This is a genomic window from Shinella yambaruensis (assembly GCF_050859155.1).
In the GTDB taxonomy this organism is placed as follows: Bacteria; Pseudomonadota; Alphaproteobacteria; order Rhizobiales; family Rhizobiaceae; genus Shinella; species Shinella yambaruensis.
Window position 1 is genome coordinate 3,483,870 of record NZ_CP150638.1, and the last position, 19,779, is coordinate 3,503,648.

A 19,779-nucleotide genomic window follows, 5' to 3' on the forward strand; every position below is an offset into this window, starting at 1 on the left:
TTTGCCTCAGCCTTCCGGATGGGGCTTCAGCGGCCCCGTGGACTGGCGAATGCGCATTTCCGGCTTGATAAGGTGAATGCCGTCCGGCTCGTGGCTGCCCGAAAGCTTGTCGAGCAGCGCGCGGGCGGCATTGCGCCCGACCTCGGACTGGCCGTTCCAGACGGTGGTGAGCGCGGGCGTCGCGATCGCCGCCTCCTCCAGGTCGTCGTAACCCGTGACGGAGACATCGCGGCCGGGCACGAGGCCGGCGCGGGCGATGCCGTTCATCAGGCCGATCGCCACGAGGTCGTTCCAACAGACCGCCGCGGTCGGCTTTTGCGGCAGGGAGAGGAAATGCACCGCCGCCTCGAAGCCGCCCTGCTTCGTGCGTGGACCGGGAATGCGCAGGCCGGGATCCATCTCGATATTGGCCTTGCGCAGCGCGTTGACATAGCCCTGGTAGCGGTCGCGGCCGGTCGACGTCTGGTCCGTGCCGCCCACCATGGCGATGGTGCGGTGGCCGAGACCGATCAGGTGATTGGTGGCGAGCGAGATGCCGTAGCTGTCGTCGCCGCGGAAGATCGGCACGTCCAGCCCCTCGATCGAGCGCGCGATCAGGATCGCCGGCATGCCGTTGTCCTCGGCAAGCTGGATATCCTCCGGCGGCGTGCCGATGGCCGGCGACATGATGACCCCGTCCCCGCCGAGCTGCAGCAGCGTCTCGACGAAATTGCGCTGCTTTTCGACCGAATCGTAGTGGTTGGAGAGGATGAAGGTCTGCCGGTCGCGATCGAGCTCGCTCTCGATGGCTTTCAGGATCTCCGCATAGAACGGGTTCATGATGTCGTGCACGACGACGCCGATGATGCCCGACCGGGAGGTGCGCAGGCTGGCGGCGCGGCGATTGTAGATATAGCCGAGCGCGCGGGCCTGTTCCTTGATCCTGTCGCGGGTGGAGGCTGCAACCAGCGGGCTGTCCCTGAGCGCAAGCGATACCGTCGCCGTGGAAACGCCGAGCGTCTCCGCGATGGTGGAAAGCTTGATTTTCTGTGCCACGACCCCTCCCCGACGAACGCCAAGCAACGCGGCGTTTAAAACCGTTTATTTAAACAGTTTAAATCTCGTCGGCAACTGCCTTTTCGCTATCGCGCGGCGCATCCGGCAGGCCGCCATGCAGGTTTTCGTCCACGGCGCGAAGCAGCTTGAGCAATTGGCGCACGTCCTTCTCGCTCAAACCTTCCGCCGCCTGCTGCTCGCTGAGCCGGCCCGCCTCGGTGATATGACCGATGGAAGCCTCGCCGGCGGGCGTAAGGTGCACGACGGTCAGGCGGCCGTCCGTCTCGTCCGGCCGGCGCTCCACGAAACCCTGCGCCTCGAGGCGCCCGATCGTGCGCGTCATGGTCGGCGCCTTGACGCCGAGCCGGGCGGCGAGCGCCCCTGCGGTCAGGCCTCCCTCCTCGGCAAGCGCCAGGATCACCCCGTCCTGGCCGGCATAGAGGCCGGTGGCGAGAAGATTGCGCGAAAGCACCGTGCGCATGGAGCGGGCCGCATTGACGACGGCGGCGGCAAGACCTGCGCCCGAGACATCCGCGTGCCCCTTCTTCTTCTTGCCCTTCTTGCCGTCCTTGTGCTTCTTGCCCATCGATTGCCTCCGCCTCACCGTTCCCTGCGTTACCCTTGCATCGCGGGCATGGCCCTGTATGACTCATGTGACAGTCGGGCGGCAAGACGGGACGAGAGGCAGGCAATGGCGCATCCAAAGATGCGATGGAGCGAGAACGACCCGGCCTTGACGGCAGGGGACCGCGCCGACTGGATCGCCGTCCTGCCGCTCGGCGCCCATGAGGGCCACGGCCCGCACCTGCCGCTCGAAACCGACACGCTGATCGCCGAGGGCATCGTCTCCCGGCTGATGGACGTGCTGCCGGCGCACCTGCCCGTCACCATCCTGCCCACGGAGCCCGTCGGCTATTCGCCGGAACATCTCGATGTGCCGGGCACGCGTTCGCTCGGTTACGCGGAAGCGGTGGAACGCTGGCTGGGCATTGCGGGAGACCTCAAGGCGAAAGGCATCCGCAAGCTCGTCCTGCTCAACGCGCATGGCGGCAACGCGCCGCTGATGACGATTGTCGCGACCGAGGCACGCGTGCACCTCGACATGCTCGTCGTCGCCACCGCCTGGACCCGCTTCGGCCAACCGGAAGGCTGGATTAAGCCTGAGGACAAGGCGCTCGACATCCACGGCGGCGACATCGAGACCTCCGTCATGCTCGCCCTGCATCCGGAACGTGTCCGGATGGACAGGGCGGAGCGCTTCGGTTCGCGGCAGGCGGAATTCGCCGCGCGCTTTGCCCATCTGCGCGCCTATGGTCCGCATGCCTTCGGCTGGAAGATGTCCGACCTCAACCCCAAGGGTGTTGCCGGCAACGCCGCCGCGGCAACGGCGCAAAGGGGCGAGGTACTGCTCGCCCATGCCGTGCGCGGCCTCCTCGCCCTTCTTGAGGACGTCGCCGCCTTCGACGTGGAAACGCTGCGTTAAAGCGGCTCCGGCAGAAGCGCAGGGCGATTTTGCATGACGACAAAGGCCGGATCGCATTTGCGCTGGCCCGTCCGATCTCCTATATCAGACGCCAACCGGACGCCGCACGCGTCCCCGCCATCGCTCGAGGTTCCCATGACCGAAACAGCCCTTCCCAAGCCCATTCCCGTCACCGTGCTCACCGGCTATCTCGGCGCCGGCAAGACGACGCTGCTCAATCGCATCCTGACCGACAACCACGGCAAGAAATATGCCGTCATCGTCAACGAATTCGGCGAGATCGGCATCGACAACGACCTCATCGTCGAGTCCGACGAGGAAATCTACGAGATGAACAACGGCTGCATCTGCTGCACCGTGCGCGGCGACCTGATCCGCGTGGTGGAAGGCCTGATGCGCCGCCCCGGCCGGTTCGATGCCATCATCGTCGAAACGACGGGCCTTGCCGATCCGGTGCCGGTCGCCCAAACCTTCTTCATGGACGACGACGTGCGCCAGAAGACTGAGCTCGACGCCGTCGTGGCGCTGGTCGATGCAAAACACCTGCCGCTGCGCCTGAAGGACAGCCGCGAGGCGGAAGACCAGATCGCGTTTGCCGACGTCGTGCTGATCAACAAGACCGACCTCGTCAGCCCGGAAGAGCTGGCCCGGATCGAGGCGACCGTGCGCGTGATCAACCCGTCCGCCCGCATCCACCGCACCACCCGTTCGGAAATCGACCTTTCCAAGGTTCTCGACCAGGGTGCGTTCAACCTGGAGCGGGCGCTGGAAAACGACCCGCACTTCCTCGACCACGACCATCCGGACCATGTCTGCGGCCCCGATTGCGGCCACGACCATCACCATCATGGTCACGACCACGACCATGATCACCACCACCATGATCACGACCATCACCACCACGATCATGATCATGACCACCATCACCACGACCACGGCGTCTCGCCGATCCATGACGTGACGGTGCAGTCGATCTCGCTGCGCGGCGGCGAGATGAACCCGGACCGCTTCTTCCCCTGGATCCAGAAGATCACCCAGACGGACGGCCCGAACATCCTGCGTCTCAAGGGCATCATCGCCTTTGCCGGCGATGACGAGCGCTATGTCGTGCAGGGCGTGCACATGATCGTCGAGGGCGACCACCAGCGCGCCTGGAAGGACGGCGAGACGCGCGAAAGCCGGCTTGTCTTCATCGGCCGCGATCTCGACCGCGAGAAGATCGAGCGCACCTTCAAGGCCTGCGAGGCCCAGAAAGCATGATGCCGGACCGTGTGAAGCGATTTTCGGATACCGTCCTGCGCATGAAAGACAAGACCTGATGCCGACAGTCGCGCCTCTTGATCTCGACGGGCACGTCGTCGCGGCCGCCTTCCTCGGCGACGTGCCGTTCTTCGCCACCGCCTCCGGTGCCATCCACCGCCTCGACCACGGCGAGAAGGTCACCGAGGCGCATGACGGGCTGCTCGCCTGCATTCGCGACGAGGCGAACGGCACGCTGATCACCGGCGGCGAGGACGGCAAGGTGCAGCGCATCGCCGCCGACGGCACCGCGACGCTTCTGGCCGAAGTGCCGCGCAAGTGGATCTCCGTCGTTGCCGCCGGCCCGCAGGGCGCGGTCGGCTTTGCCGAGGGGCGCACGGCGCGCGTCCGCCTTGCCGACGGCACGATCAAGGAGTGCGCCGAAAGCCGCTCGGTCGAGGGCATCGCCTTCGCGCCGAAGGGCCTGCGCATCGGCGTGGCGCGCTACAACGGCGCCTCGCTGCACTGGGTGGCAATGGCCGGCCAGCCGGTCGATCTCGAATGGAAAGGCGCCCATACCGGCATCACCTTCTCGCCCGACGGCCGCTTCGTGGTCACCAGCATGCAGGAAAACGCCCTGCATGGCTGGAAGCTCGACACCAAGCCCGGCGCCGAGACGCGCCACATGCGCATGACGGGCTATCCGGCCAAGGTGAAGTCGCTGTCCTGGTCGGTGAAGGGCAAATGGCTCGCCTCGTCCGGCGCACCGGCGGCGATCGTCTGGCCGTTCTCCGCCAAGGACGGGCCGATGGGCAAGCCACCGCTGGAACTCGGCACCCGCGCCGACGTGATGGTGACCTGCGTCGCCTGTCATCCCGCGGAAGAGGTCGTCGCCATCGGCTATTCCGACGGCATGGTGCTGGCCGCCCGTTTTGCCGACAGCCGCGAAGTGCTGCTGCGCCGCCCCGGCAAGGGCGCGGTCACCTCCCTGGCCTGGAGCGGCAACGGAAAGCTCCTCGCCTTCGCCAGCGAAGCCGGCGATTGCGGCGTCATCGACCTGGCCGGCTGAGCCAGGCACCATCATCAGCTTGAAGCAAGCCTGCGCCTCTAGAGGTCCCAAGGGGATTTCCGGGGGCCGGGCAGCCATGCGCTCGCGAAACAACCTTGCTTTTTTACCGGGATCGGGCCCGACGGGCCGCGATCCCCCGCGCAGCCGTCTCCCACGCGAAGGCGGCCAATTGCGCGTACCAAAGGACGGTTCGGATGATTGAGAAATACCAATATTATGCGAGCATCTCCGGCTCGGTGGAAAGCGCGATAGAAACCATCCGCAACCTGCCCAGCGCGAAATGCTACGACATCCAGTACATCGAGCGGCAGCTGATCCCCGAACTCGGCCTGAACGACGAATATCTCGAACAGCAGCCGAACGAGCTTTCCCCCTATTTCGGCAAGGGCCTGCACCTGTGGCAGTATCCTTCCCAGCTCGCCCGCTATCTCGTCTGGCTGTCCCACAATGCCCGGCAGGTCCGCAACTTCACGGAAATCGGCTGCCGGTGGGGCGGAACGTTCATCCTGGTGAACGAATGGCTGAAGAAGATCGGCGCGCCGCTGGAGTTTTCCCTCGCCATCGATCCGATCGAGCCGACGCCGTTCATCGAAAAGTATCGGGAAATCTCCTCCACGCCCGTGCACTACATCCAGGACCTGTCGACCTCCCAGCAGGTTGGCGACTACCTGCGCTCGTTCAAGCCTGACATGGTGTTCATCGACGGCGACCATTCGCTGCACGGCGTGATGTACGACCACCTGATGGTGCGCAAGCAGGCCGGCATCATCGTGCATCACGACATATCCTCGCAGGCCTGCGCCGGCACGACGCTCTTCTGGAACTACATCAAGCAGGCCGAAAGCGAGTTCGAAGCCTGGGACTTCACCCAGCAATACGAATCGGTCGACGGCCACTTCCTCGGCATCGGCGTCCTGAAGCGCAGGTAACCGCCGCACCGAACGGTTAAAGCCCGGGAGAGCAGCGCTCTCCCGGGCCCACGGACCGCAAGGGCGGGGATGGTGCGGTCAGTGCTTGCGCTTCTTGCAGCCGCAGTCGCTGCCGCCGAGAATGCCCAGCGTATTACCGTTGAGGATGCCCGACAGGGTGCCGTTGAGCACGCCGTTCAGCACTTTGTTGTTATCGTTGTCGCTGAGGATTTCGCCGACGCCGACACTCGGGGCGATCACCACGCTGCCCGTCTTGTTGTTGTTCAGGATGCCGAGGCCGCCAAGCAGGCCACCGGCCGATGCCTGGCCGGCGCCGGCGATTGCGAAGACGGTTGCGATGGCGATGATGCGGGTCTTGTTCATGCTCTCTCTCCTTCGGTTGTGTACCTCTCTGGTACGCAATCGAAAGTAATATAAGCATCGATTTACTCAACCCGATTTCCCAATCATAGCAAAGAGTTAACCATAACGTAGACAAGTTTAACAATTCCCAACCAAAATCAATTTCAGGTAGCATAAATTGCGCTATTAAGTTTAATATCAACCATTGAGGGAATCTTTAACCATGCAACCCTAGGATTCTGTTCCAGAAACGGACAGGAACAGGATCTGATGCGCTTTCTTGGTGGCTTCCTTTGTGCGGCTGCGATGCTGGCCGGACACAACCCGGCAAAAGCCGATTCAACCGTCGATTACAAGACCGGCATGGGCTGGACGTCGAATATTTTTCAGGATCCGACCCATCTTTCGGCCGCCTTCGGCGAGGCGAAACTCGGCTTGCGCGGCAGCCTGGCGCTGGAGGGCTCCCAGTTCGCCTACGCGCTGAACATGAGTGCCCGGCGTGTGCCGAAATATCGTTTCGCGGACCAACGCACGGCCGGGATCGAATTCGGCTACGCCCATGATCTCAGCAAGTCGGCGAAGCTCACCCTGAAGGGTGGACTTGAGCACCGGCGCACGGGCGATATCTTTCTCGCCCTGCCCGGTGCGTTGATCGGCTATCGCAAGGACGATGTCTTCGCGACGGCAAGCGCCGGCCTGACGGTCGACCATTGGGGCGGCCGCAACCACCTGACCGCGACCCTCTCGAACCTTGACCGCGGCAAGGCGCATTTCACGCTTGCCGGCCTGAAGCCGACCCAGCTCGACGCCGGCTACAGCCTGTTCGACCTCACGGGCGGCCAGATCCGTCCGCTGCTCGGCGGCGAGGCGGGCGCCACGCTGCAATACAGGGCGAGCCGCATTGCCGGTTCCGAGCGCAGGACGTTCGGTCGCTTTCCGGCCGAAACGTTGCGCGGGTCGCTCGCCTATGGCCGGGCCTACGGCAACGGCATCACCCTGATGGCCGAGGCCGGCGTCGTCGGCATCGCCAGCCCCTATCTCGGCACGACCGTCGAACGCGCCCGTCCCTTCTTCAAGGGCGAGGCGGCCTGGCAATTGCCGCACAAGGCCGTGCTGAAGGCAAAACTGGCACGCGACCTCCGCCTCGTCGATATCGACGATCCGCTCGCCGAGGATGTGCGCACGGTCGGCCTTTCGCTGGAAAAGGCGGTGACGGAAAAACTGAAGCTGACGCTCGCCTACGAGCAGGCCTATAGCGACTGGCTCTACTACGACTACCGCACGCGCACGAAGTCGGTCGCCGCCACGCTGACCTATACGCTGCCCAGAGGCGCAACGATGGCGCTGGAATACAGCCATCTCGTGCGCCGCGAAAACGACAAGGCCGCCGATTTCAAGATCGACGGCCTTGCAGTGCGGTTTGCCGGTTCGTTTTAGACCATTCCCGCTTTTCTTCGAATCGCGAAAACGCTGCAATTCTTTGTCTTCACGCTTTTGCATGAAGCCGAAAGGCCTCACCATTCGAGTTCGAGATGCGGTCGGCCGTTCGAGGTCTTTTCCATGGTCCTGCCCGTTTCATCGACGGTGCAATGCACGCGCTGGCGAAAAGCGGAAAAGCTGTCGAAGGTCACCACATCGACCGGCTCGTCGAAATGCAGCACCATGCGGTAACGGCCGGGCTGACCGGTCAGCGCCTGCACGCCCAGCACCTGCGCGTCGAAAGGCTGGCCGAGATAGTGGCCGCGCACGCGCGCGCCAAGCATCCACGGATTGAACGGTGGCCGGTTGCCGGCCGCCGCGTGCAGCGTGTTCCAGTCGCGAAAGCCGTATTGGGCGGCGACGAGTTCGAGGGCGCGCGAATGGGAAAGGGCCTGGCCGTCCTCGCAAAAGCGGGCGCGCAGCCGCTTTGCTTGGTCTTTCAAGGCGTCAAGCGATGGAAGGGGCGTCGATGATGAACGCATGTCGAATCTCCAGTCGGTGCATGCGTCTTTTCGGAGGGAGCCCGCATTGCCACCGGTTCGCATGCCTGATGCTGGAAGACCGATTTTCCGAAGGAGAGACTTCACCAAAGCTTGCGCTCGCGGACGGCAGGGGCTCTCACCCTTGCCCTCGCACATAAGGCCTTGCCGGCCTTCTGTCAAATCCGCCGCCGGCTCGACCGCATCTGCGGCGCGCTGTCGGCGCTTGCCGGATGCCTTGCCTTTCACCGCCGCGCGGCGACCTGGGCCGCCTCAGCCCTCCGCGGTGCCGATGATCTTCGCCAGAAGGTCGTGCAGCTCGTCGCGGTAGCCGGAGCGCGCGGACGGCCCGCTCTCGTCGGAGGTCATGGCGACCGTCAGGCCGAGATCGGGCACGACATAGAGCATCTGGCCGCCAAAACCCCAGGCGAAATGGACCGTCCTGCCGCCGATCACGCGTTCGAACCAACCATAGCCGTAGCCGTCGTTGGAGAAGCGGGAATTGGTGCGCGACGTCCAGGACCGGCGGATCCAGTCTTCCGGCACGAGTTGCTCGCCCTTTGCCGTGCGCCCGCCATTGCGATAGAGCTCGCCGAAGGCCAGCAGCGAGCGGGTGCTCATCGCCATCTGGTTGCCGCCGAGATAGACGCCCTGCGGGTCGCGGTCCCAGGCGCCGATGCGAAAGCCCTCGACCGGCCCCAGCCAGTCGCGCGCAAGCTGCAGGGTGGATTTGCCCCCGACCTTCGTCAGGATGGCCGAAAGCAGGTGCGTGGAGCCGGTCGAATAGAGCATGCGGCCGCCCGGCTCGTCGACGAAGGGCATGGCGAGCGCGGCACGCACCCAGTTGCGGCTGGTGATCCAGCGCCCGTAATTGCCGCCGGAGGTGCGATCCAGCCCCGCCTGCATGGAGAGGAGATGGCCGATCGTGATGCGATCGAGCCGCGGATCGCGCTCCGCCGGCAGGTCGCCGGAAAGGATCGGCGCGATCGGCTGATCGACGCCTTCCAGCAGGCCCTTGTCGATCGCGATGCCGACAAGGGCGGAGATGATCGATTTGGAAGCGGACTTGATATTGGTGCTTTCGGCCGGCGTATGGCCGCCATAGCCCCGCTCGGCGACGATCTCGCCGTCCCGCGCCACGACGACGGCCCTTAGCTGCGACAGCGCGGCGGCAGCCTCCAGCGTCTCGGCGATCGTCTGCGCCGGCTGCACGACGGCCGGTTGCTGCGCATGAACGGCAGGCGGCGACGAGATGGCGAGCGCGAGCGAAAGTCCGGCGATAAGAGCGTGCGTCCTCATGCCATGGCACATAGGCGCAGGCCGGCGCGAATTCATGGCCGATCGCCGGCTTTCACGCAATGTTGAAGGCGCCCACCCTGCCGGGCGGCGGACGGGCGCTTCGGAATCCCACCGTCAGAAGCGGTAGGTGACGCCGGCACCGACGAGCCAAGGATTGAGCTTCGCCTTGCCGGTGAGCGGCGCGCCGTCGAAATCGACCTTCCATTTGGGCTCGAGGAAGATCTTCTTCACGTCGAAGTTCACGCCCCAGTGGTCGTCCAGCATATAGTCGAAGCCGACCTGCAGGGCCGCGCCCACCTTGTTCTCGATGTCGAGATTGGAGAACCTGCCCGAGCCGGACTGCTCATAGAAAAGGCTGTAGTTCACCCCGGCGCCGACATAAGGCTTGAAGGCGCCGAAATCGGTGAAGTGATATTGCAGCGTCACTGTCGGCGGCAGCAGCCAGGCCTTGCCCACCTTGCCGAGGCCCTCGATCGCGCCGTCCGCATGGACATTCGCATAGGTCGTGCCGAGAATGAGTTCGGCCGCGATGTTGTCGGTGAAGAAGTAGGAGATGTCGAGCTCCGGAATGACCGTATCCGTATAGGAGAGGTCGGAACCCGGGATACCGTTCACCGAGCCGGAATCGTTCGTGATGACGCCGAGGCCGCGCACGCGGATCTGCCAGGGGCTCTGCGCCGCGAAATCAACGGCCGCCTCGGACGGCGCCATGCGCTCCTCAAGATCGGCAGCAAACGCCTGCCCAGCCAGCAGCGCCAGACCGGCGGCAAGGGCGGCACGCCCCATCCAATTTCCCTTCATGTCGTCTCTCCATCAAACGCGACTCGTCTTTGCGAGGGCGACTATGGAGCGGCAGGGTGCGAGGCTCCTTTGAGATGGATCAAACAGCGGCAGGCGAATGGGAAGATTGGCGCGATATTCGCGCCAATCTTGACGATCATCTGGAGTGAACCCCTCGGACTGGACCAGCGAGGCGCTTCGAACTAAGCCGCCTGCTGGGCGAGTTGGGCTTCAAATTCTGCTGGCGATCTGTAGCCAAGGGCCGAGTGCAGCCGCTTGGCATTGTAGATATCCTCAATGAACCTGGGCAAGCGTTCGGCCACATCCGCGAATGTCTCGTAGCCGGCGATGTAGATGTCCTCGACTTTCAGGGTCTTCATGAAGCTCTCTGCCTGAGCATTGTGATAAGGGTTGCCGACAGCGCTCATGGATCCCTGCAGATCGGCGGCATCGAGCGCTCGTCGATAGGTCTCACTTGCGTATTGGCATCCGCGGTCCGTGTGGTGGATGCAGCCGGGTGGAGGCTTTCTGTTCTCGAGCGCCGAACGCAACGCTGCCAATGCCAGCGGCGTATCCAGGCGTTTTGACAGGCCATAGCCGACGACTTTCCGGCTGCAAGCGTCGAGAATGACGGCGAGATAGCAAAAGCCGACGGCGATGCGGATGTACGTGAAGTCGGCCACCCAGACCATGTCAGGCCGCGCCGGGATCACATTGCGATAGAGGTTCGGGTAGATCGATGAATCGTGGTTGCTATCCGTCGTGCGAACATACCGCTTGCGAGGCTTGATCCCGAGGCCATTGGCCCGCATGACGCGAGCGACACGCTTGTGGTTGACCAAGTGGCCTCTTCGCTGAAGCTCGTGCGTCACGCGCCGATACCCATAGCAGGGCAATTCATCCTGGATGTCCTCGATGATCGCAACGAGCTCGGCATCGCCGAGATTCAAAGCCCTTGCCGTGGATCGGTAGTAAAACGTGCTTCTCGGGAGGTCGATCACTTTGCACCCCCGTCTGACGGAGCAGGCCGGGGACCGCTGATGATGGAGGACTTCTCGTTGCCTTCGGCGATCGGCTGGCGCGGAGTTTTTTTCACCAGGTCCAGCTCCATCGTGAGTTGGCCGACTTTACGTTCGAGCGCCGCAATGTGGGCCTCGTACTCGGCAATGACGCTCGCCTCCGCCTCTTCATCGTTCAGCTCACCACGATCGAACTGCGTTAGCCACAACTGGATGAGGTTGGCCGAAACGCTATAGGTGCGCTGTGCATCGCGCCGTCCGATGACGCCGTTTCGGATATCCTGGCAAAGCTGCAATTTGAACGGTGTCGAATGTCGGCGATATGGACCTCGGGACTTCATGAGCCTTCTCCGATTAAGGCCCGCAGAGTGTATCAGTTTTTCCGTGTCCCGTGGTCCAGTCCGAGGGGTTCACTCCAATCCAATTAAAACAATGACACGTATCAAACGGCAAAGGGCCGGCAGGTTGCCGGCCCCGTCCTCAGGCCGCCTTGCGCAGTTCCGCCGCCACCCGGCGGCGACCGCTTGGGACGAGCACGCCGGCGGCACCGGTCAGCCAGCCGTCCTTCAGCTCCAGCCCGAGGAAGCGGCGGCGCTCGAACGGGCCAGGCATGACGAGATGCCGCGCCTTGTCGGCGAAGAAGCCGAAGCGCTCGTAATATTCCGGATCGCCGACCAGCAGCACCGCACCGTGGCCGCGGCCCCGCGCCTCGGTGATCGCCGCCCGCATCAGCGCGCCGCCGATGCCCTTGCCCTCGTGTTCGCAATCGACGGCAAGCGGGCCGAGCAGCAGCGCCGGCACGGCGTTTCCGTCCGGATCGACGCCCGCCTCGACATTCCACAGCCGAACGGTGCCGATGACATAGCCATCCGCATCGCGGGCGACGAGCGCGAGGCCTTCGGCCGGCATGCGGCCCCGGCGGATCTTTTCCGACGACTTGCGGAAGCGAGCCTCGCCCATGACGCGGTCGAGCAGACGCTCGCGCGCAACGACGTCGCCGTTGTTTTCCAGGTCGATGGTGAAAGCGGCATGCGCGAAGAACGCGCGGACAGAATCAAGAACAGTGGCCATCTCTGGGCCTCCCGCACTCAAAACCGATTCAAACGGTATCCGGAACGAATTGTGAAGGTTGGCGCTCCCGCAGGGACGGGAGCGCCAGGTGGTCAGATGACGTAGGCCTTGAGCGGCTCGAAGCCGTTGAAGGCGACGGCCGAATAGGTCGTCGTATAGGCACCGGTGCCCTCGATCAGGACCTCGTCGCCGATCGTAAGGGTGATCGGCAGCGGATACATGTTCTTCTCGTACATCACGTCGGCCGAATCGCAGGTCGGGCCGGCGAGCACGCAGGGCTCCATCTCGTCCTGATCGCGCACGGTGCGGATCGGGTAGCGGATCGCCTCGTCCATGGTTTCGGCGAGGCCGCCGAACTTGCCGATGTCGAGGAAGACCCAACGGTGGTTGTCGTTGTCGGACTTCTTCGAGACGAGAACGACTTCCGCCTTGATCACACCCGCATTGCCGACCATGCCGCGGCCCGGCTCGATGATGGTTTCCGGGATCTGGTTGCCGAAGTGCTTCTTCAACGCGCCGAAGATCGCCTGCCCATAGGCTTCGGCGGACGGAACGTCGCGCAGGTACTTCGTCGGGAAACCACCGCCCATGTTGACCATCTTCAGCTCGATGCCCTGCTTGGCAAGCTGCACGAAGACGCGCTTGGCATCGGCAAGCGCCGAATCCCAGGCATCGAGCTTCGTCATCTGCGAGCCGACATGGAACGAGACGCCGTAGGACGTCAGGCCCAGCTGGTGAGCGTAGACGAGCACGTCGACGGCCATCTGCGGCACGCAGCCGAACTTGCGCGACAGCGGCCATTCGGCACCTTCGCCATCGGTCAGCACGCGGCAGAACACGCGCGCGCCGGGCGCGGCACGGGAAATCTTCTCGACTTCCTCGTGGCTGTCGACGGCGAAGAGCGAGACGCCGAGCGCATGGGCTTTCGCGACATCACGCTCCTTCTTGATCGTGTTGCCGAAGGAGATGCGGGAAGCGGTCGCGCCGGCATCGAGCGCCATTTCGATCTCGGCGACGGACGCGCAATCGAAGTTGGAGCCCATGGAGGCGAGCAGGCGCAGGATTTCCGGCGCCGGATTGGCCTTGACGGCATAGTAGATGGCGCTGTCGGGCAGCGCGTGGCGGAATGCCTTGAAATTGTCGCGCACGACATCGAGGTCGACCACGAGGCACGGGCCGTCGGGGCGTCGGGTGTTCAGGAAGTCGATAATACGTGCAGAGGTCATCTCGGTATTCCCCATATCCAAGTTGCTCCGGGAAAACCCGGAGGACAAAGGGCAGAATGCAGGCACGCTCTGGAACCAGCCGGTGGAGACCCCGGAACCAAGCATGCGCATCATGCGCGAACGGTGAACCGAAGCCCGCCTAGGCTTCAATTCGGCTTTGTCTGCCATGGATTGGTGGGAGAACCCGACCGCACGTCCGGCAATGAAGGTGTGCCTCTTCAGTAACCCCGGCTGTTGGAAAGCCGGCAGACACCAGAAAGGCCCGCACCGTCGTTGCTTCAAGATGTCCTCGCTCTTCCGGTTGGCCGGAGAAACGACTGGAGGGGTTAATTCCAGGTACCTTACCGATTTCCTCACCAATTCGAGGGTCGGCGGACACCCACAGGCACGTGCGACTTTGGGCAAGGCGGGAGATAAGAAGAATCGCTGTCGTAATCAAGAGGTTTTTTGCGGAAAGCTATTGAAAATATTCCGGCAGCCACGACATTCGCCGGACTGGTTTTCTAGAGCATGTTGATAACGCACCGGCCACCGTTTCGGCCGCAGCCGAATGGGGACACATGGATACTCTGACCCGAATTCGCGCCTTCATCGACGTCGTCGACGCCGAAGGCTTCTCCGCCGCCTCGCGCAAGACCGGCCGATCCAAGGCGCTGCTTTCGAAATATGTGCGCGAACTGGAAGACGAACTCGGCACGCTGCTGCTCAATCGCACGACCCGCCAGTTCTCGATGACCGAGGCCGGCCATACCTATTACCGCACCGCCTCCGACATCCTGAAGGAGATCGACAACCTTGCCGATCTCGTGCGCGAGAAGAACACGGACCTGCGCGGCAAGCTGAAAGTCTCCGCCCCGCGCACCTTCGTCGACGCCGATATCGGCCAGTCGCTCATCGATTTCGGCAAGGAGCATCCGGAACTGTCGCTGGAAATCGTCTCGGACGACCGTTTCGTCGATCTCGTCGAGGAAGGCTTCGACGTCGCCGTCCGCATCACGCGGCTCGAGGATTCCGCCCTCATCGCGCGCAAGCTCGGCGATTTCTACCTGAAGATCTGCGTCAGCGAGGAATTTCTCGAACGGGTCGGCCCGATCAACCATCCAAGCGACCTCGCCCGCCTGCCCTGCATCATCGACACCAACGGCAAGTCGCACAGCAACTGGCGCTTCATCGACGAGAAGGGCACGGGCTTTTCCGTGCCGGTCGGCGGCCATATCGAGGTGAACAGCCCGACGGCGGCGGTGCGCGCGGCGGCAAGCGGCCTCGGCGTCGCGCAGGTGCCGGCCTTCATCGCCCGTCATTGCCTCGACAGCGGCAGGATCGTCTCGATCCTGGAGGATTACCTGCCGACGGACCGCGGCATCTACGCGATCTATCCGCACCGTCGCTACCTGCCGGCGAAGGTGCGCACCTTCGTCGACTTCCTGCACGGCTGGTTCCGCCGCAATCCCGGCATCGAGGCTTGAGGCGGCCGAGGAGAGGTCCCAATTCCGACCCATTTGCGTTACATTCAACCGGTCGATTCTGAACGCCGCCGCGAGAGGACATACCCCATGCGATTCCTCCCCCTCCTCGTTGCCGGAGCAGCCATCATCGCCCCGGCTGCGGCCCTCGCCCATCCGCATATCTTCGCGGAGGCGCGGCTGGAGGTGGTGGCCGGCGAGGACGGCACGGTCAGCGAACTGCGCAATGTCTGGCGTTTCGACGAGATGTTCTCGGCCAGCGTCGTGATGGATTTCGACAAGAACAGCAACGCCGAACTCGACCCGGACGAGCTGGCGGAAGTCGGCCAGACCGTGCTCGAATCGCTGGAAGAGTTCAGCTACTACACGACGATCACCGAGGACGGCAAAACCATCAAGGTCGCCAAGCCCGACGCGATCAACGTCGACTACAAGGACGGCCAGCTGCTGATGTTCTTCACCGTCAAGCCGGGCGAGGCCATGCCGCTCAAGGGCAAGCTCACCTTTGGCGTCTACGATCCCACCATGTATGCCGCGATGGACTTCGCCTCGGATGACGACCTCATCGCCGTCGGCGACAAGTTCGCTGCCTGCAAGCGGGCCGTCGTGCGGCCGGACCCGGACGAGGTGCTCGCCCAGAACCAGGACAGCCTGACGGAAGCCTTCTTCAACGACCCGGCCGGCACCGACATGTCGAAACTCTTCGCCACCCGTCTGGAGCTGACATGCTGACCCGCGGCCGGGCTCTCGGCCTTCTCACGCTGACGCTCGCAATCGCCGCAACCGCCGGCCTTGCCCACGCCCAGTCGCCGCTCGGTATCGGCTCGGCCGAACCCGGCTTCAACACGACGGGCACCTTCGGCAGCCTGTTCGGCTGGATCAACGCGCAGCAGCAGGGCTTCTACCGCGCCATGACCGGCGCGCTGAAGGAGATGCGCGAAAATCCCTGGGCAGCCTCGACGCTGGTCGGCCTCTCCTTCGCCTACGGCGTCTTCCATGCCGCCGGTCCCGGCCACGGCAAGGCCGTCATCTCCTCCTACATGCTGGCGAACGAGGTCGAGCTGAAGCGGGGCGTCTTGCTCTCCTTCCTTTCCTCGATCCTGCAGGGCATCGTCGCCATCCTGCTCGTCGGGGCGGCCTATCTCTTTCTGCGCGGCACCACGGTCTCGATGACCGACGCCACCCGGGCGCTCGAAATCGGCAGCTATGCCCTCATCGCCCTTTTCGGCGCCTGGCTGCTCTTCAGGAAGCTGCGGCCGGCGGAACGCCGGGCCTCGGCGCTCGGCGCCCAGGCGGTCGAGGTGCACGATCATGGTCATCATGGCCATGCGCATCACCACCACCATGCCGGTGAAATCTGCTCGACCTGCGGCCATGCCCATGCGCCGGATCCCTCGCTGCTGAAGGGCGAACGCTTTGCGCTGCGCGAGGCCTGGTCGGCCATCGTCGCCGTGGGCCTCAGGCCCTGCTCGGGCGCGCTGATCGTGCTCAGCTTCGCGCTTCTGAACGGTCTCTATCTCGGCGGCGTGCTCGCCGTCGTCGCCATGTCGATCGGCACGGCCATCACCGTCTCCATCCTCGCCACCCTCGCCGTTACGGCCAAGGGCGCGGCCGTGCGTTTCGCCGGCAACGGCTCGGCGGCCGCCCGCGTCGGCAGCGCCATCGAGATCGGTGGCGCCGCGCTGGTCATGGTGCTGGGATTGCTGCTGCTCGGCGCCGCGTTGCAGGGCTGAGACGGCGCAGCAGGTTTTCCCCGGCGCGCTAATTGCCGCGGCTGCGCTGGTAGCGCGCCCGGAGCCAGAAGAGCAGGAAGAAACCGAGCACGAGCAGCGTGCCGAAGACGCCCGCGAGCCACGGCGAGACGTCGCCGAGCGCGATCATTACGCGCGGCAGGAAATAGAACACCACGCCCGTTCCGAGCAGGATGAAGAGCGCTGCCAGCGCCGGCGACTTGCCCTTGCGCTCCCCGCTCATGCCGCGCCCGCCTTGATCTCGGCGCGGATGTCTTCGAGGCGACGTTTCTGCTGGCCGCCGGCATCGAAATTGCCGGGCGAGAGCCAGGCGTCGAAGGCCTTGGCAAGAACAGGCCATTCGCCGTCGATGATCGAGAACCAGGCGGTGTCGCGGTTCTCGCCCTTGGACAGCATGTGCTGGCGGAAGACACCCTCGAAAGTGAAGCCGAGGCGGGCGGCGGTGCGCTTGCTGGCCTCGTTGCCGTTGTGGCATTTCCATTCGTAGCGGCGATAGCCGAGGTCCTCGAAGACGTGCTTGGCGAGCAGGTACTGCGCCTCGGTGGAAAGCGGCGAACGGGACATGCCGCCGCCATGGGCGATGCCGCCGATCTCGACGACGCCGTTCGCCGGATCGGGCCGCATGTAATGCGCCATGCCGACGACCTTGCCGGCCGCCTTGTCGATGATGACCTCGCGCACCCAGCCGGACTTGATGACCGATTCCGACCAGGCGTCGAAATCCTCGATGCCGGCAAAATCGGCCTGCGTAAAATAGCGCAGCAGCGGATTGATCTGCATGCCGCCGAACGCATCCCAGAGCGCCTGGAGATGTTTCGCGCGCTCATAGGGCTCCAGACGCACGGTGCGCCCTTCGAGGACGACGGGCGCCGGTGGCGGGCACCCTTTCCAGTCTTTGAGATCGCGCATGAGGATTCTCCTTCGGTCTTGCCGAAGGGATAGAGCAGGCGCCCTGCCCGCGCAATGCGCAAAACGGGGAGCGGCGTTCGGCCGCCCCCCGAAAGGTTCAGACGGTGGCGGCGGAAACCGTCGCCTCGATATGGTCGACCAGCGCGTCCGGCAGGCCGAGGCGGCCGGCGAGCAGGTCGAGGTAGCCGCGTTCGGCGCGCGACTTCGGCTCGATGGCGAGGCGCGAGGCGGTGTAGAGCTCGACGCGCTGCTCCTCGGTCTTCGCCGCCCCGATGATCGCGTCGAGGTCCACCGGATTGGCAAGCTCGTCCTCAAGGAACTGCGCCGCGTCGGCGCCAAGGCCGGACACTTTCAGCTTGTCCATGATGCGGGCGCGTTCGGCCTCGTCGATATGGCCGTCGGCGCGCGAGGCGGCGATCATGGCGCGCACGAGGATGAGGGCGAAATCGGTGCTGACGGCCTCGGGATGGAAACCGGAATCGGTCGGCGGCGGCAAGAGTTCCGGTGTCGTGCCCTGCGTGGTCTCGACCGGGTTCTGGCCGGCCTTGTAGTTCTTGTAGGCCTGGTAGCCGAGGCCGGCGATGGCGGCGAGGCTGCCGAGCTTGAGCGCGGAACCGGCGACCTTGCGCCCGCCATCCGTTCCGAGCAGGACGCCGGCAATCGCGATGGTGGCAAGCGGGTTGTCCTTGGCGAGCTGCGTCACCTGGCCGGCACGGTCGCGCACGGACCCGCCGGCGCCGGGCACCTGGGAACCGAGGAACTGGTCAAGCAACTTCTTGGCGTCAAACATGGGCGGTCTCCGTTTCGCTTGTTCTCTTGTCATCGCAAGGGCCGACAGCAAGGCAAGATAGGAATGCACGACCGCAATTACAAACGCATAACGGGCGACCAAGGGCCGCCCGTCTGCAAATCCGCTGAACCTGCCTCAGCCCTTCAGCGCCGCCGCTTCCGCGGCGAGCTTCGTGATGCCCGCCCAGTCGCCCTTGGCGACGAGGTCCTTCGGCGCCACCCAGGAGCCGCCGACGCAGACGACATTGGGGAGCGAGAGATAGTCGCGGGCATTGGCAAGCGAAATACCGCCCGTCGGGCAGAACAGCGTACCGGCCAGCGGCGAGGACAGCGACTTCAGGTAGGCGGCGCCACCGGCCTGCTCGGCCGGGAAGAACTTCAGCACCTGGTAGCCCTCTTCGCGAAGGCCCATGACCTCGCTGGCCGTGGCGGCACCCGGCAGCAGCGGGATATCGCTGTCGGCAGCCGCGTCGATCAGCTCCTGCGTCGTGCCGGGGCTGACGATGAACTGCGAGCCGGCCTCGACCGCCGCCTCGAACTGCGCGGCATTGAGGATCGTGCCGGCGCCGGCGACGGCGCCCTCGACCTCGTTGGCAACCGCGCGGATCGCTTCCAGCGCGGCGGGCGTGCGCAGCGTGATCTCGATGGCCTTGAGGCCGCCCGCCACCAGGGCGCGCGCCAGCGGAACGGCGGTCGAAAGGTCATCGATGACCAGCACCGGCACAACCGGCTGCAGCTTCAGGACGGAAAGGAGCTTGGCGTTCTTCTCGCTCATGGCACGACCTTTTAAAACGATTGAATTGAGATCCGAATAGCGCGTCTGCGACGTCGTGTCGAGCCTAAAGCATGAAGGCTTCTCTTGTCATGACAGACTTATCGTGCAAGTCTTCCCCTCGCCCAAGCCCATCTCCAACAGCGAAAGCGAGCCTATGGCGAAAGAGATCGAGCGGAAGTTCCTGGTGTCGGGCCAGCGGTGGCGCACCTTCGCAGACGAAGGCATCGCCATCCGGCAGGCCTATATTGTCGCCCAGGACGACCGGTCGCTACGGGTCCGCATCTACGGCAACGGGCAGGCACGCATCACCCTCAAGGTCGGGCATACCGCGCTGGTGCGCGACGAATACGAATTCGAGATCGACCGCGACGAGGCCGAGGACATGCTGCGCCATGCCATCGGCAATGTCATCCGGAAGGTCCGCTACAAGGTGCCGCATGAGGGCCACATCTGGGAAGTCGACGTCTATGAAGGCGCCCATCGCGGGCTTGTGATCGCCGAGGTCGAGCTAGCCTCGATCCATGACGAACCGGAGCTGCCCAACTGGGTGGGGCGGGAAGTGACGGGCGAAAGCCAGTATTCCAACCAGTCCATGGCGCTCGGCATCAGCGATGGCGCGCGGCTGCACCAGCTCGCCTGAGC

Annotated in this window: 23 protein-coding genes; 9 read left to right on the forward strand and 14 right to left on the reverse strand. The window is 64.3% G+C overall.

The window, feature by feature from the left end; all coding sequences use genetic code 11:
- Window positions 1-6 precede the first annotated feature (6 nt).
- Together WMC41_RS17080 and WMC41_RS17085 are read right to left on the reverse strand one after the other, a co-directional pair.
- A complete protein-coding gene (locus WMC41_RS17080; protein WP_244768237.1) occupies window positions 7-1,035 on the reverse strand; it encodes a LacI family DNA-binding transcriptional regulator in 1,029 nt (342 codons plus the stop codon).
- 58 nt (window positions 1,036-1,093) lie between these two features.
- A complete protein-coding gene (locus WMC41_RS17085) occupies window positions 1,094-1,621 on the reverse strand; it encodes a MarR family winged helix-turn-helix transcriptional regulator (protein WP_244768236.1) in 528 nt (175 codons plus the stop codon).
- A 105-nt stretch (window positions 1,622-1,726) separates the two neighbouring features.
- Here WMC41_RS17085 and WMC41_RS17090 point away from each other — a divergent pair, with 105 nt between their 5' ends.
- From WMC41_RS17090 to WMC41_RS17105, 4 genes are all read left to right on the forward strand, one after another.
- A complete protein-coding gene (locus tag WMC41_RS17090) occupies window positions 1,727-2,518 on the forward strand; it encodes a creatininase family protein (protein WP_432345042.1) in 792 nt (263 codons plus the stop codon).
- Window positions 2,519-2,653: 135 nt separating this feature from the next.
- Window positions 2,654-3,778, forward strand: coding sequence for a CobW family GTP-binding protein (locus tag WMC41_RS17095; RefSeq protein ID WP_288079777.1), 1,125 nt, complete (start codon window positions 2,654-2,656; stop codon window positions 3,776-3,778).
- 58 nt (window positions 3,779-3,836) lie between these two features.
- Window positions 3,837-4,826, forward strand: coding sequence for a WD40 repeat domain-containing protein (locus WMC41_RS17100; RefSeq protein ID WP_432345045.1), 990 nt, complete (start codon window positions 3,837-3,839; stop codon window positions 4,824-4,826).
- A 194-nt stretch (window positions 4,827-5,020) separates the two neighbouring features.
- Window positions 5,021-5,755 carry a class I SAM-dependent methyltransferase gene (locus WMC41_RS17105; RefSeq protein WP_244768232.1) on the forward strand — a complete coding sequence of 245 codons (735 nt, stop codon included), beginning with the start codon at window positions 5,021-5,023 and terminating at the stop codon, window positions 5,753-5,755.
- A 78-nt stretch (window positions 5,756-5,833) separates the two neighbouring features.
- Here the strand turns inward: WMC41_RS17105 and WMC41_RS17110 are convergent, their stop codons facing one another.
- Window positions 5,834-6,118: a hypothetical protein gene (locus WMC41_RS17110; protein ID WP_272806572.1), complete on the reverse strand. Its 285-nt coding sequence runs from the start codon at window positions 6,116-6,118 to the stop codon at window positions 5,834-5,836.
- A 249-nt stretch (window positions 6,119-6,367) separates the two neighbouring features.
- Here WMC41_RS17110 and WMC41_RS17115 point away from each other — a divergent pair, with 249 nt between their 5' ends.
- Window positions 6,368-7,534, forward strand: coding sequence for a hypothetical protein (locus tag WMC41_RS17115; RefSeq protein WP_432345049.1), 1,167 nt, complete (start codon window positions 6,368-6,370; stop codon window positions 7,532-7,534).
- Between the two features lie 77 nt (window positions 7,535-7,611).
- Here the strand turns inward: WMC41_RS17115 and WMC41_RS17120 are convergent, their stop codons facing one another.
- The 7 genes from WMC41_RS17120 to odc2 all read right to left on the reverse strand — a co-directional run bounded on the left by WMC41_RS17120 (window position 7,612) and on the right by odc2 (window position 13,450).
- On the reverse strand, window positions 7,612-8,058 hold the full coding sequence (locus WMC41_RS17120) for a glyoxalase superfamily protein (RefSeq protein WP_272806574.1): 447 nt from the start codon (window positions 8,056-8,058) through the stop codon (window positions 7,612-7,614).
- A gap of 270 nt (window positions 8,059-8,328) precedes the next feature.
- Window positions 8,329-9,354 carry a serine hydrolase domain-containing protein gene (locus WMC41_RS17125; RefSeq protein ID WP_432345052.1) on the reverse strand — a complete coding sequence of 342 codons (1,026 nt, stop codon included), beginning with the start codon at window positions 9,352-9,354 and terminating at the stop codon, window positions 8,329-8,331.
- A 114-nt stretch (window positions 9,355-9,468) separates the two neighbouring features.
- On the reverse strand, window positions 9,469-10,155 hold the full coding sequence (locus WMC41_RS17130; protein WP_432345054.1) for an OmpW/AlkL family protein: 687 nt from the start codon (window positions 10,153-10,155) through the stop codon (window positions 9,469-9,471).
- A 182-nt stretch (window positions 10,156-10,337) separates the two neighbouring features.
- Entirely contained in the window at window positions 10,338-11,135 is a 798-nt protein-coding gene (locus WMC41_RS17135) for an IS3 family transposase (protein WP_432343311.1), read from the reverse strand.
- Window positions 11,132-11,494, reverse strand: coding sequence for a transposase (locus WMC41_RS17140; protein WP_432343309.1), 363 nt, complete (start codon window positions 11,492-11,494; stop codon window positions 11,132-11,134). Before WMC41_RS17140 ends, WMC41_RS17135 begins: the two co-directional genes overlap by 4 nt.
- A 139-nt stretch (window positions 11,495-11,633) precedes the next feature.
- The gene (locus tag WMC41_RS17145) at window positions 11,634-12,224 is read right to left on the reverse strand and encodes a GNAT family N-acetyltransferase (RefSeq protein WP_432345056.1); all 591 of its coding nucleotides are present in this window, start codon (window positions 12,222-12,224) and stop codon (window positions 11,634-11,636) included.
- A gap of 92 nt (window positions 12,225-12,316) precedes the next feature.
- The gene (odc2, locus tag WMC41_RS17150) at window positions 12,317-13,450 is read right to left on the reverse strand and encodes an ornithine/lysine decarboxylase (protein ID WP_272806578.1); all 1,134 of its coding nucleotides are present in this window, start codon (window positions 13,448-13,450) and stop codon (window positions 12,317-12,319) included.
- Between the two features lie 560 nt (window positions 13,451-14,010).
- Between odc2 and WMC41_RS17155 the strand changes: the two genes are divergently transcribed.
- From WMC41_RS17155 to WMC41_RS17165, 3 genes are all read left to right on the forward strand, one after another.
- Window positions 14,011-14,916, forward strand: a complete 906-nt coding sequence (locus WMC41_RS17155) for a LysR family transcriptional regulator (RefSeq protein ID WP_244768224.1) — start codon at window positions 14,011-14,013, stop codon at window positions 14,914-14,916.
- A gap of 87 nt (window positions 14,917-15,003) precedes the next feature.
- Window positions 15,004-15,645, forward strand: a complete 642-nt coding sequence (locus WMC41_RS17160) for a DUF1007 family protein (RefSeq protein ID WP_244768223.1) — start codon at window positions 15,004-15,006, stop codon at window positions 15,643-15,645.
- On the forward strand, window positions 15,639-16,646 hold the full coding sequence (locus tag WMC41_RS17165) for a nickel/cobalt transporter (RefSeq protein WP_432345059.1): 1,008 nt from the start codon (window positions 15,639-15,641) through the stop codon (window positions 16,644-16,646). Before WMC41_RS17160 ends, WMC41_RS17165 begins: the two co-directional genes overlap by 7 nt.
- 28 nt (window positions 16,647-16,674) lie before the next feature.
- Here WMC41_RS17165 and WMC41_RS17170 read toward each other — a convergent pair whose 3' ends face one another.
- The 4 genes from WMC41_RS17170 to WMC41_RS17185 form a co-directional block, all read right to left on the reverse strand.
- Window positions 16,675-16,887: a hypothetical protein gene (locus WMC41_RS17170; RefSeq protein WP_288079769.1), complete on the reverse strand. Its 213-nt coding sequence runs from the start codon at window positions 16,885-16,887 to the stop codon at window positions 16,675-16,677.
- Complete coding sequence (locus WMC41_RS17175) at window positions 16,884-17,573, reverse strand: GNAT family N-acetyltransferase (protein ID WP_432345062.1); 690 nt, start codon at window positions 17,571-17,573, stop codon at window positions 16,884-16,886. Before WMC41_RS17175 ends, WMC41_RS17170 begins: the two co-directional genes overlap by 4 nt.
- A 97-nt stretch (window positions 17,574-17,670) precedes the next feature.
- Window positions 17,671-18,363 (reverse strand): tellurite resistance TerB family protein, encoded by a 693-nt coding sequence (locus WMC41_RS17180; RefSeq protein ID WP_432345064.1) that lies wholly within the window; start codon window positions 18,361-18,363, stop codon window positions 17,671-17,673.
- 135 nt (window positions 18,364-18,498) lie between these two features.
- The gene (locus tag WMC41_RS17185; protein ID WP_244768218.1) at window positions 18,499-19,137 is read right to left on the reverse strand and encodes a 2-dehydro-3-deoxy-phosphogluconate aldolase; all 639 of its coding nucleotides are present in this window, start codon (window positions 19,135-19,137) and stop codon (window positions 18,499-18,501) included.
- A gap of 154 nt (window positions 19,138-19,291) precedes the next feature.
- Here WMC41_RS17185 and WMC41_RS17190 point away from each other — a divergent pair, with 154 nt between their 5' ends.
- Entirely contained in the window at window positions 19,292-19,777 is a 486-nt protein-coding gene (locus WMC41_RS17190) for a CYTH domain-containing protein (protein WP_244768217.1), read from the forward strand.
- Window positions 19,778-19,779 lie beyond the last annotated feature (2 nt).